This window comes from Gilvibacter sp. CC01 (assembly GCF_055755295.1).
Map to the genome: position 1 here is coordinate 2,394,404 of NZ_CM146909.1, position 17,024 is coordinate 2,411,427.

16 protein-coding genes are annotated in these 17,024 nt (G+C 44.5%); 14 read left to right on the top strand and 2 right to left on the bottom strand.

All coding sequences use genetic code 11. The features are described from left to right. The first annotated feature begins 36 nt into the window (after positions 1-36). The 12 genes from AC0J2F_RS11345 (at position 37) to AC0J2F_RS11400 (ending at position 9,965) form a co-directional block, all read left to right on the top strand. A complete protein-coding gene (locus AC0J2F_RS11345) occupies positions 37-1,365 on the top strand; it encodes a dihydrolipoamide acetyltransferase family protein (RefSeq protein ID WP_473007742.1) in 1,329 nt (442 codons plus the stop codon). Between the two features lie 84 nt (positions 1,366-1,449). After that, entirely contained in the window at positions 1,450-2,226 is a 777-nt protein-coding gene (locus tag AC0J2F_RS11350) for an exonuclease domain-containing protein (RefSeq protein WP_473007743.1), read from the top strand. 3 nt (positions 2,227-2,229) lie between these two features. Then, complete coding sequence (locus AC0J2F_RS11355; RefSeq protein WP_473007744.1) at positions 2,230-2,841, top strand: fumarylacetoacetate hydrolase family protein; 612 nt, start codon at positions 2,230-2,232, stop codon at positions 2,839-2,841. Further along, on the top strand, positions 2,842-3,183 hold the full coding sequence (locus tag AC0J2F_RS11360; protein WP_473007745.1) for an Hpt domain-containing protein: 342 nt from the start codon (positions 2,842-2,844) through the stop codon (positions 3,181-3,183). Further along, positions 3,184-4,434: a competence/damage-inducible protein A gene (locus AC0J2F_RS11365; protein ID WP_473007746.1), complete on the top strand. Its 1,251-nt coding sequence runs from the start codon at positions 3,184-3,186 to the stop codon at positions 4,432-4,434. 134 nt (positions 4,435-4,568) lie between these two features. After that, positions 4,569-4,808: a 50S ribosomal protein L28 gene (rpmB, locus tag AC0J2F_RS11370; RefSeq protein ID WP_473007747.1), complete on the top strand. Its 240-nt coding sequence runs from the start codon at positions 4,569-4,571 to the stop codon at positions 4,806-4,808. Between the two features lie 19 nt (positions 4,809-4,827). Continuing rightward, entirely contained in the window at positions 4,828-5,010 is a 183-nt protein-coding gene (rpmG, locus tag AC0J2F_RS11375; protein ID WP_087523039.1) for a 50S ribosomal protein L33, read from the top strand. Between the two features lie 33 nt (positions 5,011-5,043). Beyond that, entirely contained in the window at positions 5,044-5,196 is a 153-nt protein-coding gene (locus AC0J2F_RS11380) for a DUF4295 domain-containing protein (protein ID WP_087523038.1), read from the top strand. A gap of 101 nt (positions 5,197-5,297) precedes the next feature. Next, the gene (gene ftsY / locus AC0J2F_RS11385) at positions 5,298-6,254 is read left to right on the top strand and encodes a signal recognition particle-docking protein FtsY (protein ID WP_473007748.1); all 957 of its coding nucleotides are present in this window, start codon (positions 5,298-5,300) and stop codon (positions 6,252-6,254) included. A 3-nt stretch (positions 6,255-6,257) separates the two neighbouring features. After that, on the top strand, positions 6,258-7,562 hold the full coding sequence (rimO, locus tag AC0J2F_RS11390; RefSeq protein WP_473007749.1) for a 30S ribosomal protein S12 methylthiotransferase RimO: 1,305 nt from the start codon (positions 6,258-6,260) through the stop codon (positions 7,560-7,562). Beyond that, positions 7,543-8,757, top strand: coding sequence for a hypothetical protein (locus AC0J2F_RS11395; RefSeq protein WP_473007750.1), 1,215 nt, complete (start codon positions 7,543-7,545; stop codon positions 8,755-8,757). The genes rimO and AC0J2F_RS11395 overlap by 20 nt, the downstream gene beginning before the upstream one ends. After that, positions 8,754-9,965 carry a glycosyltransferase family 4 protein gene (locus tag AC0J2F_RS11400; protein ID WP_473007751.1) on the top strand — a complete coding sequence of 404 codons (1,212 nt, stop codon included), beginning with the start codon at positions 8,754-8,756 and terminating at the stop codon, positions 9,963-9,965. The genes AC0J2F_RS11395 and AC0J2F_RS11400 overlap by 4 nt, the downstream gene beginning before the upstream one ends. Here the strand turns inward: AC0J2F_RS11400 and AC0J2F_RS11405 are convergent, their stop codons facing one another. After that, positions 9,966-10,916, bottom strand: coding sequence for a tetratricopeptide repeat protein (locus AC0J2F_RS11405; RefSeq protein ID WP_473007752.1), 951 nt, complete (start codon positions 10,914-10,916; stop codon positions 9,966-9,968). 132 nt (positions 10,917-11,048) lie between these two features. Between AC0J2F_RS11405 and AC0J2F_RS11410 the strand changes: the two genes are divergently transcribed. Further along, positions 11,049-12,704 carry a serine hydrolase gene (locus tag AC0J2F_RS11410; RefSeq protein ID WP_473007753.1) on the top strand — a complete coding sequence of 552 codons (1,656 nt, stop codon included), beginning with the start codon at positions 11,049-11,051 and terminating at the stop codon, positions 12,702-12,704. Positions 12,705-12,767: 63 nt separating this feature from the next. On the opposite strand, the gene AC0J2F_RS11415 is transcribed toward AC0J2F_RS11410, so the two are convergent. Next, positions 12,768-15,239: a M14 family metallopeptidase gene (locus AC0J2F_RS11415; RefSeq protein ID WP_473007754.1), complete on the bottom strand. Its 2,472-nt coding sequence runs from the start codon at positions 15,237-15,239 to the stop codon at positions 12,768-12,770. A gap of 45 nt (positions 15,240-15,284) precedes the next feature. Here AC0J2F_RS11415 and bshC point away from each other — a divergent pair, with 45 nt between their 5' ends. Continuing rightward, positions 15,285-16,979, top strand: a complete 1,695-nt coding sequence (gene bshC, locus AC0J2F_RS11420; RefSeq protein WP_473007755.1) for a bacillithiol biosynthesis cysteine-adding enzyme BshC — start codon at positions 15,285-15,287, stop codon at positions 16,977-16,979. Positions 16,980-17,024: the final 45 nt, after the last annotated feature.

A 17,024-nucleotide genomic window follows, 5' to 3' on the forward strand; every position in this document is an offset into this window, starting at 1 on the left:
AACGCATTACACCTTAGAACTCTATTTTTTGAGAATATGGCAAAGTTTGAATTAAAGCTCCCTAAGATGGGAGAAAGTGTAGCAGAAGCTACATTAACCGCTTGGCTTAAAGAGGTTGGCGATACCATCGAGGCCGATGAACCGGTTCTAGAAATCGCAACCGACAAGGTCGATTCTGAAGTCCCTAGCGAAGTGGATGGAGTTTTAGTGGAAAAACTTTTTGAGGTGGACGATGTGATCCAAGTAGGCCAAACCATTGCGATTATTGAAGTCGATGGCGATGAGGCTCCTGCAAGCGCTCCTGAACCTGCCGCAGTAGCTTCGGAGGCTCCTGCAGAGGTTGCCGCCGTAGCAGAGACTGTTGCAACTGCGCAAGCAAGCGTGGCTCCCGCTCAGAAAAGCAATAGCGAGGACCGTTTCTATTCACCATTGGTCAAGAATATTGCCAAGGCAGAAGGAATCTCTCAATCGGAATTGGATGCCATTCCAGGTTCTGGATTAGAGGGTCGCGTGACCAAGAATGATATTATGGGCTATCTGAAAAGTCGTGGTAGTAGTGCTGCTGCAACTTCGGCGCAAACAGCATCAGCTGTTGCAAGCCCTGCATCAGAAGCCAAAAAACCTGCAGCCCAAGCGGCTCCTGTTTCAGTAAATGGAGAAGATGAGGTTATTGAAATGACCCGTATGGGCAAACTCATTGCGCATCACATGCGAGCGAGCGTTGAAACTTCTGCGCACGTGCAGTCCTTTGTGGAGGTAGATGTGACCAACATTTGGAACTGGAGAAACAAGGTTAAAAAATCCTTTGAGACTAGAGAAGGAGAGAAGATCACTTTTACGCCGATCTTTATGGAAGCAGTTGCCAAGGCTTTGCGCGACTTCCCGATGATGAATATTCAGGTAGACGGAGATCGCATCATTAAAAAGAAAAACATCAACTTAGGTATGGCTGCTGCCCTGCCAGATGGTAACCTTATCGTTCCAGTGATCAAGAATGCCGATCAGCTTAATTTGGTTGGAATGACCAAAGCAGTTAACGACTTGGCGGGCCGTGCGCGAAACAATGCTTTAAAGCCAGATGAGATCCAAGGCGGAACTTATACCGTAACTAATGTGGGCACTTTTGGCAGCGTTATGGGAACCCCTATCATTAACCAACCTCAAGTGGGGATCTTAGCCTTAGGAGCTATTCGCAAAGTGCCAGCTGTCATTGAAACTGCGGAGGGCGACTTTATCGGTATCCGTCATAAAATGTTCTTGTCGCACTCTTATGATCACCGTGTGGTCAATGGAGCTTTGGGAGGAATGTTCGTAAAACGTGTTGCTGAGTACTTAGAGGCCTGGGACATGAATCGCGAGATCTAAGGTGTTTAGACCGGGAATATTCCCCTGCATTTTAGTAGTAATTTCCCTCAAATTATAAGTAAATTTGTGGGATAAACTCAATGCATGCAACTAGTTTTAAGACGACCTATTTGTTTTTTTGATCTCGAGACCACGGGAACCAATGTGGCCCAAGACCGAATCGTAGAGATTTCCATTTTAAAAGTATTTCCTAACGGTAACAAAGAGAGTCATACCTGGAAGGTAAATCCAGGAGTGCCCATACCAAAAGAAGCTTCAGATATTCACGGCATAACCGATGAGATGGTTGCGACCGAGCCGAGTTTCAAGGAATTGGCCCCAAAAGTGATGGCTTTGCTTAAAGATTGCGACTTGGGCGGATTCAACTCCAACCGTTTTGATATTCCACTCTTGGCCGAAGAACTCCTTAGAGCTGAGGTAGATCTAGACCTTAAAAAAGCCATGTCTGTTGATGTACAGACCATATTCCACAAAATGGAGAAGCGTACCTTGGGTGCGGCCTATAAGTTCTATTGCGACAAGAATTTAGAGGATGCCCACTCGGCAGAAGCAGACACCAATGCCACCTACGAAGTGCTATTGGCCCAATTGGAGAGATACCAAGACTTGGAGAACGATGTTAAATATTTAGCCGAATTCTCCTCACACAAAAATTTTGCAGACTTCGCTGGCTTTGTCGGTTTTGACAAAGAAGGGCGAGAGATTTTCACCTTTGGGAAATACAAAGGAACTCTGGTAGAAGAGGTATTAGACAAGGAGCCAGGTTACTTTGGTTGGTTATTAAATGCCGATTTCCCACTGTACACCAAAAAAGTATTAACGCGCATCAAACTGAATCGTTTCAATAATAAATTGCTGTAAATCATGAAGATCATTTGCATCGGAAGAAATTACACTAAGCATATTGAAGAATTGGACAACGAACGTCCGGAACATCCGGTGGTGTTCATGAAACCCGACACTTCAATTTTACTTAAGAAAAACCCTTTTATCATACCCGAATTCACTCAGGAGGTCCACCACGAGGTAGAAGTGCTGGTTAAGATCAATCGCATCGGTAAGCATATAGACAAAAAATTTGCGCATAAGTATTTTGACCAGATTGGTTTAGGGATCGATTTTACCGCTCGTGATATTCAAAATCAAGTAAAAGACAAGGGGCTTCCATGGGAAAAGGCAAAAGCATTTGACGGATCTGCAGTGATTGGCAAGTGGTTTGATAAGAACAAGTACGAAGACCTGAATAATTTGAATTTCAGTTTGCAAAGAAATGATACTGTAGTACAAGATGGGAATACCTCTTTAATGCTTTGGAAAATAGATGAGATCATCGAATATGTTTCCAGATATTTTACATTGAAGATCGGAGATATTATATTTACCGGCACTCCTGCCGGGGTAGGCCCGGTAGCCCCAAATGATCGTTTGGTTGGATTTTTAGAACAAGATCTCGCCTTCGATATAAAAGTTAAATAAATGAGTAAACACTATTCCCCAGAAAGCCTTGACGCCCTTGCTGACGGAGACGATGAGTTTAAAGCTGTTGTGGCAGAAACTTTTCTTGAGGAAATACCTACAGACCTAAGGGCTTTAGAAGAGGCTATCGCCGTAAACAATAAGGAACTCGCTTATCAGTTTGCGCATAAAATGAAGCCGAATCTAGAAATGTTTGGCATAGATGTCGTAGACGATGTTCGCGCCATTGAGGCTTGGACCAAGGCTTCGCAGCCAGTTTCTGCTGTTGAGGATATACTGACCAAAGTAAGCGGGATTCTCAATGCCGTTTTTGACGAACTAAGAGCCGATTTCAACCTGTAAATGCAAGCCGAGATCATCACCATAGGCGATGAGATCCTTATAGGGCAAATTGTAGATACCAATTCTGCCTACATTGCTGCGGAGTTGAACAAGATAGGCATCCAAGTCTATCAGATCACCTCGGTTCAAGACGAACGCCAACACATATTAGACGCTCTAGCTAAGGCAAAAGCTCGTTCTCAGGTAGTTATAGTTACTGGGGGCCTAGGGCCAACCAAAGACGATATTACCAAACAGACCTTTTGTGAATTCTTTGAGGATGAGTTGGTGGAGAATGCGGATGTAATCCGCCAGATTCATGAGCTTTTCACGACCTATGTAAAACGCAAACCACTACCAGCAAACCTAACGCAGGCCATGGTGCCTTCTAAGGCCATGGTGCTTCCCAATCAACACGGAACAGCACCTGGCATGTGGATGCAGCAAGATGGAGTGGTCTTTGTATCGCTTCCAGGGGTACCTTATGAAATGAAAGGGCTGATGCAAGATTCGGTCTTGCCAAAATTGCAAGAGACTTTTGACAGACCGTTCATATACCACAAAACATTATTGACCTATGGCGAAGGCGAGAGTAGTATTGCCAATCGCATTGAGGCCTGGGAAGACGCATTGCCAGCACATATAAAACTGGCTTATTTGCCTTCTTTAGGTCGCGTTCGGCTCAGACTTTCTGCAAAGGGCAAGGACAAAGATCAGGTCATATCAGATGTAGAGGCGCAGATCAAGGCTTTGATGCCTATGGTTGAGCATATTTTTGTAGGTTTTGAAGAAGACGGTGCTATAGAAGAAGCTGTGGCAAAACTATTGACCGATATGGGAAAGACCCTCAGCATAGCCGAGAGTTGCACTGGGGGGCGAATAGCACAGACCTTTATTTCTCGCTCCGGAGCCTCTGCCTATTTTAAAGGTGGTATAACGCCTTATGAGACTTACATGAAGGTGAAGCTCCTTGGCGTACCTCAGGCATTAATAGATAAGCATAGTGTGGTCAGCGCAGAAGTTGCTGCGTCAATGGCTACGCAAGTAAGAGAGTTATTTGGGAGTGATTACGCCATAAGTACTACCGGGAACGCTGGTCCTTCTCTGGGAGATAGTGCAGCACCCGTTGGAACCGTATTTATTGGAATTGCTGGACCTGAGGGAGTAATTACAGAAGAACATCGCTTTGGGAAACACCGCGATAAGGTGATACAAAGAGCTACAAATAAGGCCTTGGAGCTCCTGAGAAAGCAATTGGTAAAAAACAGCTGATTTTTCACTATTTGCAGGCTTGGATCAGAAAAATTGAAACTTTCTGAAAAAACACTGAATTCTCTTTTGCTCAGGAGATTTAATTTTGCTAAATTTGCACCCTGTTTAAAAATAACATTTTAAAGTATAGCACAATGTCAAGAGTTTGTGAGCTTACTGGAAAAAGAGCAATGGTAGGGAACAACGTATCTCACGCCATGAATAAGACAAAACGCACCTTCGATGTGAATTTGATCAAGAAGCGTTTTTATATCCCAGAGGAAGACAATTGGATCACCCTTAAGATCTCTACTTCTGCTTTGAAAGATATTAACAAGCGAGGAATCTCTGCTGTGCTTAAAGAAGCCCGCGAAAAAGGATTTCTTAAAAAATAACACCTAAAGGTCTCTAACCATGGCAAAGAAAGGAAACAGAGTACAGGTTATTTTGGAGTGCACAGAGCACAAGGAGTCAGGAATGCCTGGAACCTCTCGTTACATCACGACCAAGAATAAAAAAAATACGCCAGACCGTATCGAATTGAAAAAATTCAACCCGATCCTTAAGCGTATGACTGTTCACAAAGAAATTAAGTAAGTACGGAGCCGCTGGCACCTAAAAACTAGAATTATGGCAAAGAAATCAGTAGCATCCTTACAGACCGGATCAAAGCGATTGACCAAAGCGGTAAAAATGGTAAAGTCTCCTAAAACTGGAGCTTACACTTTTGTTGAGTCTATCATGGCTCCAGACGCCGTTAACGACTGGTTAAACAAGCAGTAAACGCTTTTAGCGTAACGATATTCAGGGCTGTCTTTTTAAAAAGACGGCCCTTTGTTTTTTGTATCTTTGCTAGCTCTTATAGTCAATAATCAAAAGCATTCATGAGCTTTTTCAAGAAAATATTTACCAAAGAAAAGAAGGAAACCCTAGACAAGGGCTTAGAGAAATCTAAGGAGAGCTTCTTTGACAAACTCTCTAAGGCCGTAGCCGGTAAGTCTAAAGTAGATGACGACGTACTCGATGAGCTGGAAGAGGTTTTGGTTCGATCTGATGTAGGTGTAAATACTACCCTTAAGATCATAGACCGTATTGAGGCCCGTGTGGCCAAAGACAAATACTTGGGTACTGACGAACTCAACCAGATCCTTCGCGAGGAGATTGCTGGTTTATTGTCCGAAACGCATGATGACCAGAACGATCCCTTCGGATTGGAAACGGCAGACAAGCCCTATGTGATCATGGTGGTAGGTGTTAACGGGGTCGGAAAAACAACGACTATCGGAAAGCTGGCTAGCCAGTATAAGGCTGCTGGTAAATCTGTGGTTTTAGGAGCTGCGGACACCTTTAGAGCCGCGGCCATAGATCAGTTACAGATCTGGGCAGATCGCGTGGATGTGCCCATCGTAAAGCAAAAGATGGGAAGCGACCCGGCTTCTGTGGCTTATGATTCTGTAGAGAACGGTAAAGCAAATGGGGCAGATGTGGTCATCATTGATACCGCAGGGCGTTTGCACAACAAGGTCAATTTAATGAACGAGCTGACCAAGATCAAGCGGGTTATGCAAAAGGTAGTTCCTGGAGCGCCGCATGAGGTTTTATTGGTATTGGACGGATCCACCGGACAAAACGCCTTTGAACAGGCCAAACAATTCTCCGCAGCAACAGAAGTTACCGCTCTTGCTATCACTAAACTAGACGGAACTGCCAAGGGTGGCGTAGTAATAGGCATTAGTGATCAATTGCAAGTGCCTGTAAAGTACATTGGAGTGGGCGAAGGCATAGACGACCTGCAGATCTTTGATCGTTTGGAATTTGTAGATTCATTCTTCAAGCAATAAGCCATGCGTACCAAAAGCAGAAAGAAGAACAAGATCAATGTGGTCACCTTAGGGTGCTCCAAGAACGTATACGATTCCGAAGTGTTGATGGGCCAATTGCGCGCCAACAACAAAGAAGTTGTGCACGAGGAGGAAGGCAATATCGTGGTGATCAATACCTGCGGATTCATTGCCAATGCCAAAGAGGAAAGTGTCAACACCATACTGGATTTTGTACAGCAAAAAGAAGATGGCCTTGTCGACAAGGTCTTTGTGACTGGATGCCTTTCTGAACGCTACAAGCCAGATCTGCAGCAAGAGATACCAGACGTTGACCAGTATTTTGGAACTACAGAGCTGCCTGGCCTTTTAAAGGCACTAGGAGCAGATTATAAGCACGAGCTCATCGGTGAGCGCTTAACTACTACACCTAAGAATTACGCTTATCTAAAAATTGCCGAGGGTTGTGACAGACCCTGTTCGTTCTGTGCAATTCCGCTAATGCGTGGCAAACACCGTTCTACACCGATTGAAGATCTAGTAGTTGAAGCAGAAAAGCTCGCTGCAGATGGTGTCAAAGAGCTTGTCCTGATCGCTCAGGATTTGACTTACTACGGACTGGATCTGTACAAAAAACGCCGTTTGGCAGACCTGCTCAAGGCCTTGGTACAGGTAGACGGTATCGAATGGATTCGATTACATTATGCCTTTCCAACGGGCTTTCCAGAAGATGTGCTAGATGTTATCAAAGAGGAGCCTAAGGTGTGCAATTATATTGACATTCCGCTACAGCATATCTCTACAGACATCTTAAAGTCCATGCGTCGTGGGACCACTTTTGAGAAGACCAACGCTTTATTGAAACTCTTCCGTGAGAAAGTTCCGGGAATGGCTATTCGAACTACTTTAATTGTCGGATATCCTGGCGAAACAGAAGAACACTTCCAAGAATTAAAGCAATGGGTTGCAGACATGCGTTTTGAACGCTTGGGCTGTTTTACCTATTCTCATGAAGAGAATACCCACGCCTACAATTTAGAGGACAATGTTCCTGAGGAGGTGAAACAAGACCGCGCCAATCAGATCATGGAACTGCAAGCGCAGATCTCTTGGGAGCTGAATCAGGAAAAGATCGGGCAGGAATTCAAGGTGCTTATAGACAGAAAAGAAGGCAATCACTACATTGGTCGTACTGAATTCGACTCTCCGGATGTAGATAACGAGGTGCTTCTAGATGCAACTAGCCAATACCTTAAAACGGGCGACTTTGTCCAGGTCAAGATCACGGAAGCTACTGATTTTGATTTATATGGTGAAGTGGTTAGGTAACACGAACAGATTTTTTGTATTAAGCATCCTACTTTTTGGTTTCTCCTGCCAGCAATCGGAGCAAGCATCCAATGAACCGTTTGAAATAGAGAATCCCAGTATGGGCTATGCGGGCATGTCTCGTTTGTATGCCACAGACGACTTACTCTATATGAGTTGGGTAGAACAGGCAGATTCACTGGCGGTGCTCAAATATGCCACTTACGATGGGAATACTTGGTCCGATAGTCAGACCATAACCTCGGGTTCAGATTGGTTTGTCAATTGGGCAGACTTTCCACAGATCGCGGTAAATAAGGGCAATATCTTTGTGCATTATCTGCAAAAATCGGCGCCAGATACCTACGCCTACGATATTAAATATCAAGTATACAATGCTGTAAACAAGCGTTGGACTCCTTCGCAGAAATTGCATACAGACAGCACACAAAGCGAACACGGATTTGTAGATGTAATCGCCTATAAAGACGGCTTTATGGCGAGCTGGTTAGACGGTCGAACTACGGTGAATCGTCCTGATTCCCTGCGACAAATGACTGTTAGGGCTGGGATCATTAATGCAGATGGTACCCTGGGCAAGCAGTGGCAATTGGACGAGCGTGTATGTGATTGCTGCGCTACTTCTATAGCCAATACTGCGGACGGACCTATGGTGGTCTACAGAGATCGTTCTGTCGATGAGGTTCGCGATATGTATGGAGTACGTTTACAGGATACTACATGGAGCACTCCCAAGGCCGTTTATAATGATAACTGGCAAATTGCCGGCTGTCCAGTCAATGGGCCTGCTATTGCTAGTAATGGACTTACAGCTGTTGGTTGGTTTACTATGGTAGATGACAAACCTATGGTCAAACTGGCCACGAAAAGAGCTGGATCGTGGTTCGATGAATTCTCTGTCCTAGAAGCCAGTAAAGCCATAGGACGCGTGGATGTAGCTGTAGACGCCAATAGCAATAGTTTTGCATTGTATCTGACCGACGAAGGCAGCACTGCCAATCTCAATCTTACTCAAATTAAAGCTTCCGGAGAAGAGGTCCGATATGTGCTCAGTAAAATGAGCCCAGAACGAGCGAGTGGGTTTCCGCAACTGCAATTGTTTCAAGGAGCCCTTATGGTCTCTTATACGGAGACCGATAGTATAGGCTCACGTATCCGAACACTGCAATTTCCTTACGATAGTTTCTCTCAATGATCGTCAAAAAAGTCTTGTTTATTGGTCACGGACTGCCTCAGCCACAGCATACTGGCGCCGGGGTATACATGATTCAATTATTAGACTTATTTGCCCAAGCGGGCTGTGAACTTTTGTTCTGTTCTGCAGCAGCTCCGCCTGAATCCGGAATACTTATAGAAAAGAATATTCCCTACACGCAAATAGCATTGAATGCAGATTCCTTTAATGATTTTCTGAAGGAATTACAGCCGGATATTGTTGTTTTTGATCGTTTTATGACCGAGGAACAATACAGTTGGCGTGTACAAGAGCATTGTCCGAATGCGCTACGGATCTTAGACACCGAAGACTTACATTTTTTAAGGGATCACAGAAAAAGTACAGGCAAGTTGGAAGCTCCAAAGACCTTGACCGACATGGCCAAACGCGAATTGGCTGCTATTTTTAGATCAGACTTAAGTTTGATCATCTCTGAGGCAGAAGTAAAACTGTTGACTCAACAGTATCAGGTGCCAAGCGAGCTGCTATTTCATTTACCTTTTTTGATCTCGGAGGTTCCCCAGACGTCATCCTTACCGAGTCTTGATACCCGTAGCGGCTTTTGTTTTGTCGGGACAGCCAAACACAAGCCCAATGTGCAGGCTATAAAAGATCTGGTCGCCTTATGGCCAAGCTTGCGCGAGCAACATCCGCAGGAAAGTTTGCACATCTACGGTTCTTATTTTACAGAGGCAATTTTACAATTACACAAGCCTAAGCTAGGAATCCATGTGCATGGTTTTGTAGCATATCTAGATGCTGCACTCCGATCGCACAAACTCTTGCTTGCACCTTTACAATTTGGGGCCGGTCAAAAGCGCAAAGTATTTGACGCGTGGCTAGCCGGATGTCCTGTGGTCACAACAGCGGTTGGCGCAGAAGGAATTGGGGTTGCAATAGATTTTGGAGGAGAAATCACTTCTGATGTGGCTGCGGACTTTATCGCATCCGTAGCAAAACTACTAGACCCTACAGCATGGCAAGCTGCCCAACAAAAAGGCTTGGAGCTACTCCATACACAATTCAATTTGGAAACTGGAGCTAATGGATTTAAGGCCTTAATTGACGATCGATTGCAGCATCTAGAATCTTACCGCCAAAACAATACTATAGGACAAATGCTCTGGCACCAGAGCTTACAAAGCAGTAAGTACCTCTCTAAGTGGATCATGGCTAAAAATAGCTAATCACTGCATGCGCGCTAAGTCTGCCTCCGCAGCGATAAAGCCAAAACTGGCCCAATCATCTCCGTCTAAGATATCCTCTATAATCATCATGGCCTGTTCTTGCTGCTCATTGAGATAGCTCCATCTGGCCAAACCGTATTTCAAGGCCGTATTGCTGGAGTTGATCTCGGCCTGCGGATTGTAGAGTTCTTGCAGAGATTTAACCCCTTTGTAATAAAGACAGGCATCTAGGTAAGAGGCGTTTTCTATAACTTCGAGATCTTCTGTTATAGGTTCTAAATAGGCAGCGATCTCAGCATCTCTCTCCAAGGCCTTAAGTGATAAAACGATCCAATGTGTGGCAGAAACTAGCCCGTCATTGTTTTGAGACAGTTCCAAACATTTCTTATAGGCAAATAGGGCTTGCTCGTAATTGCCCTTTAAATAATGCGCCAAGCCTAAATGATAATATATGTTTCCGTGCTTGGTGGTAAGCCGAATTCCTTGTGCATTGGGCATGCCGTCATCTTCTAAGGAGTTTTCTTGGTCCAGGATCAAGTTTACAGCGCACTGCAGATCCGCGATGGCCCTGTCGATCTTGCGAATAGAAATATTGCGATGCCCGCGGTGGCGCAGCAAACGGGAGTTCTTGGGAAACTGCTTCAGTCCTTCAGAATAGATTTGGATAGCGCCTTTGTAATCGCCGGTATAGGCAGTAAAGCGACCATACCAGATCAGTTTATCCAAGTCCGAGGAATCTTGCATATAAGCCTGTTGTTTTTCTACAAACTGCGCTTGAAGTTTATCATTCACAGACGGTGCATATAAGGTATCTCCCAAAAGTGAAATGGCTTGGTAATAGTCGGTTTTGGGCTCAGTTTCTAGAATTTGGTCTGGTTTGTTGGTTTCATTCTTGCAATTGCTTAGCAAGAGTAGGGTGCAAAAGGCGAGTGTTAGTTGAGTGGATTTCATAATCCCAAGATACTAATCACTGCGGATTTGAATCTCATATCTCATTAATTTTAAATAACTTAAAAAAAGTTTGGGCGTGTTATGTAACTAGTAGTGTTGCTCTGGCGTCAGATAAACAGTAAAATACCAGACATGAAACAACTAAAAAGAACAATTAGAGCCAGTGTAGTGTTTTTCGTGCTATTTGCTACTGGTCTAGCAACTGCTCAAGATCTTAAAACCAATATAGATGCCATGTTGGCTGCACAGTATCCTGCAGATGCGCCCGGCATCACTGCCCTTGTAGCCAAAGACAGAAAAGTGATCTACAAGAACGCCTTTGGCCTTGCGAACCTAGAACTACAAGTGCCTATGAACCCAGAAAACGTCTTTGAGTTGGGTTCCATTACCAAGCAATTTACCGCAGTGGCTATTTTAATGCTGCAAGAACAAGGAAAGCTCAGTGTTCAGGATCCGATCACTAAATTCTTTCCAGACTACCCAACAGACGGAAACGAGATCACCGTACATCATTTGCTCAATCACACCTCTGGGATAAAAAGCTATACTGGCATGCAGAGCTTTCAGGCTAATGCTCGTAAAGATATGACTCCTTTAGAGATCATCGATTTCTTTAAAAACGAGCCTATGGACTTCAAAACAGGAGAACAATGGCTCTACAATAACTCGGGCTATATCATTTTGGGAGCTATCATTGAAAAAGTGGCCAATATGAGCTATGCCGATTACATAGAAAAGAACATCTTTAAGCCACTTGGCATGAAGCATTCCTATTACGGTAGCAAAACAGCCTTGATACCCAACCGGGCTTGGGGCTATCAACCCACCGAAAGTGGATGGCGCAATGCAGATTATTTGAGTATGAGCCTTCCCTATGCAGCAGGGTCATTGATGAGTAATGTAGACGATATGCTGATCTGGCAAGAAGCCTTGAACGATGAAAAACTATTGCCAAAGGACAAATTGGCGGCTGCCTTTGTGAATACTAAGCTCAACAACGGGAAACCGACATACTACGGTTACGGCTGGCAAGTCAATGAGATCAATAACAGTCCAACGGTGGAACACGGGGGAGGTATCTTCGGATACAATACCTACGGAATTTATCTGCCTAAGGAAGATGTTTATGTGATCGCCTTGTGCAACTCCAACGGAAATTCACCTACCGAAGTAGCCATAAAGATGGCTGCTATGGCAATTGGGAAGCCCTATCCGGATGATGTTGCTGGAGTTTCATTGACCGATGAGCAGCTACAGGCATGGGTTGGCGCTTATAAATTTGACAATGACGTGGTCCGATTTATTACCAAAGAGAATGGCCAACTTTTCAGTCAGCGTGAAGGAAGTACCAAATTGCCGTTGGTGGCAGTTTCACCGACAGAATTCTTTTTTAAAGGCAGCACTACCAAATACACTTTTCAGGTAGGCGAGGGGAGCAAGCAGGTCTTGTTTGAAGATCGCATCAACAAATCCATGGGTGTTGAAACCGAAATGGAGGCGCCAGTTGCTCCGACGGAGATTACTCTTCCGGTTAGTGTTCTTAAGAATTACGAGGGTACTTACGAGCTGCAGCCCGGATTTGAGATCCGCGTGTTTGTTGAGGGCGGAAATTTAATGGTTCAGGCTACAGGTCAAAGCAAAGCACAGATCTTTGCCAGTGCAGAACACAAGTTCTTTTTAAAAGTAGTACCGGGGGAACTCATCTTTGATGTAGATGCCAATGGTAAGGCCACAGGACTCACCTTGAATCAAGGCGGGCAATCTTTACCTGCAAAACGGATCGACTAGCCGTTCAGACCATAAAAAAAAAGCCGAACGATTTGTTCGGCTTTCTTGTTTTTTTCTGAGGTCTTATAGTCTAAAAACATTACTGTTCACCATGAAAATACCGTTGACCAAAAGTAGTTTTCCATTTTCCCAAAACGAACGGAACATAGGGTTGTCTACCATATAGACCACGCTTCCGCGACCCATGCGTTGTTCGCCAAACACCAAGGAGTTCTTTAGTGAGGCCTTTGCAGCTGCTCCTGAGAACCCAGCTACACTTTCCGCGTCTCCATCTATATAGCCAACATTGTAGCCATTATCTAAATGTTTAAAGGAGCTGCTACCAAGTTTAAGGCTGTAATAGGTCTCACCAAAACCAAAGGCCATAGGGTGCGTATCGTCCATTTTGATCTTGTAGATCGCTCCAGTGATGAAGTTCTTTAAGCTCTCACGCTCACGCTGGTCATAGGGAGTAAGGTTACCACCCTCATTGTCACTGCTCTCGCTCTCATTATTCTCTAAACCAAACCCTTCTTTTCCGCTAAAGGCATTCACAGCGCGTCCAACGGCAATTAATTTTCCTCCACTGCGGATCCAACTTTTAAGATCGTCTAAAGTGTTTCCGTTGGTCACACTGCCGTACCAGCCTTCTGGCATGATAAGCACATCAAAGTCTTGCAGCATAGACGGTCTAAAGTTGTCTGTGTTTATAGAAGTGATGGGGTAGTGTAATTGTTGCTCGAAGAAATGCCATAGTGCACCATAACTCAGTGAAGAGGTGCCTTCACCTTGAAGCATTGCCACACGCTGCGGATTGATCAGTTTAATATCCGGAGATCCAAAATCTGGTGTACGATCTGCAAAAGATGTATTTGAAGCGTATAAAAAGCGATCGTGCTTTTTTGCGGCATCAATTAAGTTCTGAGGGAAATCCGGATTGTTTCTGTTGTCGCTTTTGGTGATCACCAAACTTCCACGTGCAAAGTTCTTGCCGTTGAGTTGCATAGGTTTTTCAGTAAAGCGAACGCGAACTCCCGCTTGCAATATACTTGATAAGAAACGAGCATCTGCCAAACTGTTCCATTTGGCAATATACCCTGCCGCAGTTGTATTTACTGTTTCATAATTCGTCCCAGGAGCGCTGCCGTTCCCGCTTACTTTAGTGGCGCTGGCAACACCATCAAGTCCGTAGGCGTGTACCAGATTCCAAGCAGTAATATCATAAGTAAGCGGTTCTTCCAAGGCTGCATCCGGTTCAAACAGTACTTTTACCATTTTTCCTTTAGGCTGATCGGTATGAATAATGAGCGCTCCTTGGTTACTCACGCTTCCTTTAGCTTGTGTTGAGTATTTATAACCGCTAGATGAGCCACTGCTGCCAAACTGATATTTGATCTCGTGTCTGTCGAGTAGCTTTGTCAAGGCTTTGATATTGTCCGCGTTCCCTGTCAACACAAAACTCTTGTAATTCAAATTAGAGGTATTGAAGAACTTCTGAAACTCGTCGTTTAGCTTTGTGGCATTTTTAGATCCCATTTCTACTGTAGATAAACCTGTAGTAGTATGGTGCAATACACGATCCACAAGCGTTAGCTCGTAGCCTTCGTCTGTATCTATTCCCAGGCCGGCACGCCCATGACCAGCTTGTTCGTAAGTCATACCAATGGCTCCCATAAAGGTAGGATAGGTATCTCCATAACTCGGATATAACAAATCAAAGCGCTCACGAGTAAAGAATAGCCAGCCTTCGCTGTCAAAGTATTTAGCGTGATTTCTTCCTATAGCCTCTTGGAAATCATATTGCCAATCGCTAATGATCTCATGGTATGGAGCCGCGGCAGGAGCAAAGTAATACGGCTCATTGATGCCTTGTTCGTGGAAATCCACGTGAATGTGTGGCATCCATTGGTTGTATAATTTTAAACGAGCTTGTGATTCTATCTGAGAAGCCCAGGCCCAATCTCTATTGAGGTCAAATAAGTAGTGGTTCGGACGCCCACCTGGCCAAGGCTCGTTGTGTTCTGTGGCGACTTGTGCACTGTTGTAAGGCGTAGCTTTAACCTGATTGTACCAATTGGCGTAACGATCACGACCATCCGGATTGATACAAGGGTCCATAATAACCACAGTGTTCTTAAGCCAATCTTGTTTTTCTGTGATCAGTTTGTACAAAGTCAACATAGAAGCTTCGGTACTAGAGGCTTCGTTGCCATGCACATTATAACTCAGCCAAACAATAGCTATCTCCGGATCCGCAGATCCGTTCGCCAACCCAATGCTTTTTAGGTTGTCTGTTCTAATCTGATCCAGCTTGGCTAGGTTCTCCGGAGTAGAGACCACCGCATAGGTAAGCGGTCTGCGCTCGTAAGTCTTTCCGTAAGTATCGTAAACAACCATAGGGCTGTTGTCTGCTACGTGATTAAAATAGGCGACAACATCCGCATGTCTGCTAAATTGGGTTCCAATAGGATAGCCTAAAAATTCTTCAGGTGATTGCAACTGCGCCTGCCCAACAAGACCGACAAACAGTAAAATGACTAAGGTAAATTTTCGCATTGGTTGGTTGTTAAAATAAGCTTCTAAACTACGAAAAATGGGACAATGCAAGTACATCGGCCTACTAACATTAACGAATCTTTTAGAATCGGTATTGGCGAAGTTCGTATTTTTACCTTCCAATTGCAGCCAACCCATATGTCCGCAGCATACGTACCCTATTCCAAGACCGGTTTTTTCTCAAAGACTGTATGCGATTATTTGGCACAGGAAGAAAGCATTCGCCCGTTTTACAATCGTTTCCCTTCCTTGGATTCCTTGGGAGCGCAGATTGCAGAAAAAGAGCAGTCGCAGGCTTGCTCGCCAGAATGGCGCAAAAAATTAGCGGACAATCTGTTGGCAGCATATGGCTCCGTCGCCATAAGTGAAGCAACGCAGCACAACATAGAATTGCTCGCGGCCACCAATAGCTTTACCATCACAACAGGACATCAGCTTAATTTGTTTACCGGACCCTTGTACTTTTTGTATAAGATCGTTTCTGTGATCAACTTTTGTAAGCAGGCCAAAGACGCATATCCGAAACACGAGTTCATTCCAGTTTATTGGATGGCCACAGAAGATCACGATTTCGATGAGATCAATTACTTTAATTTCAAAGGAAGTAAGATTGTTTGGAACCGCAAAGATGGCGGAGCTGTAGGTGAACTCACCACCGAGGGCTTGGAAGAGGTGGCAGAGGTTATCCGAGCTGCCACAGGCAAAAGTACACAAGCCGCGTATTTACAAGAGCTTTTTGAAAGTGCCTACCTAAAATACACCGACTTGGCAGCGGCAACCCGCTATCTGGCCAATGCGCTTTTTGCCGAGCAGGGCCTTGTAATTGTAGACGGCAACAACAGCGAGTTAAAAAAGGCCTTTGCTCCATACGCTAAACGGGAGCTGTTATCGCAAACCGGATACGAGGTCATTACGGCAAGCACGGAAAAGTTGGTCCTTTCTGGTTATAAGCAGCAAGTGCATCCGCGTGAGATCAACTTATTCTATCTAGATAAGGGTGTGCGGGAACGTATTGTAGCTCAAAATGGCAAATTCTATATAAACGAAACGGAGCTTGTTTTTTCTGAGGAGGAGATCCTAAAGCTGTTAGAATCGAATCCGGAGAAGTTTTCTCCGAATGCACTGCTAAGACCGCTTTTTCAAGAAGTCATCTTACCGAATCTCTGTTATATTGGAGGTGGCGGTGAATTGGCCTATTGGTTGCAGCTCAAAGCGTATTTCGAAACCGTGGGAGTTGTTTTTCCCATGCTGATGTTGCGAAACTCTGCCTTGCTCATAACCGAGAAGCAAATAGGTAAATGGGAGCGCTTAGACCTTAACATTGAAGATCTCTTTAAGACAGTCGATAAGCTGGCTGCTCGTTTGGTGGAGATTCACAGCAGTTTACCGGTCAATTTCGATTCGCAGAAAGAACATCTGAAAAAACAGTTCGAGGCGCTCTATGAACTGGCCAAACAAACGGATCCTTCTTTCTTAGGGGCGGTAGCAGCACAAGAGAAAAAACAGATCAACGGTCTTAACAACCTCGAGAAGCGCTTACGCAAAGCGGAGAAACGCAATCACAACGACCGTATTATTCGTGCTCAGGAATTGCAAGCTGCCTTATTCCCAGCAGGAAGTCTACAAGAGCGCAATACCAATTTCTCGGACTTCTATTTAGAAGTGGGCGACGGCCTGATTCCGTTGCTTCTAAAAGAGCTGGATCCCTTTAAATCGGAATTTTCGGTAATTCGTCTGTAAGTGTTGATTAGTGGTTAATTTTTTTGACCGACTTTTTTAGCGAGT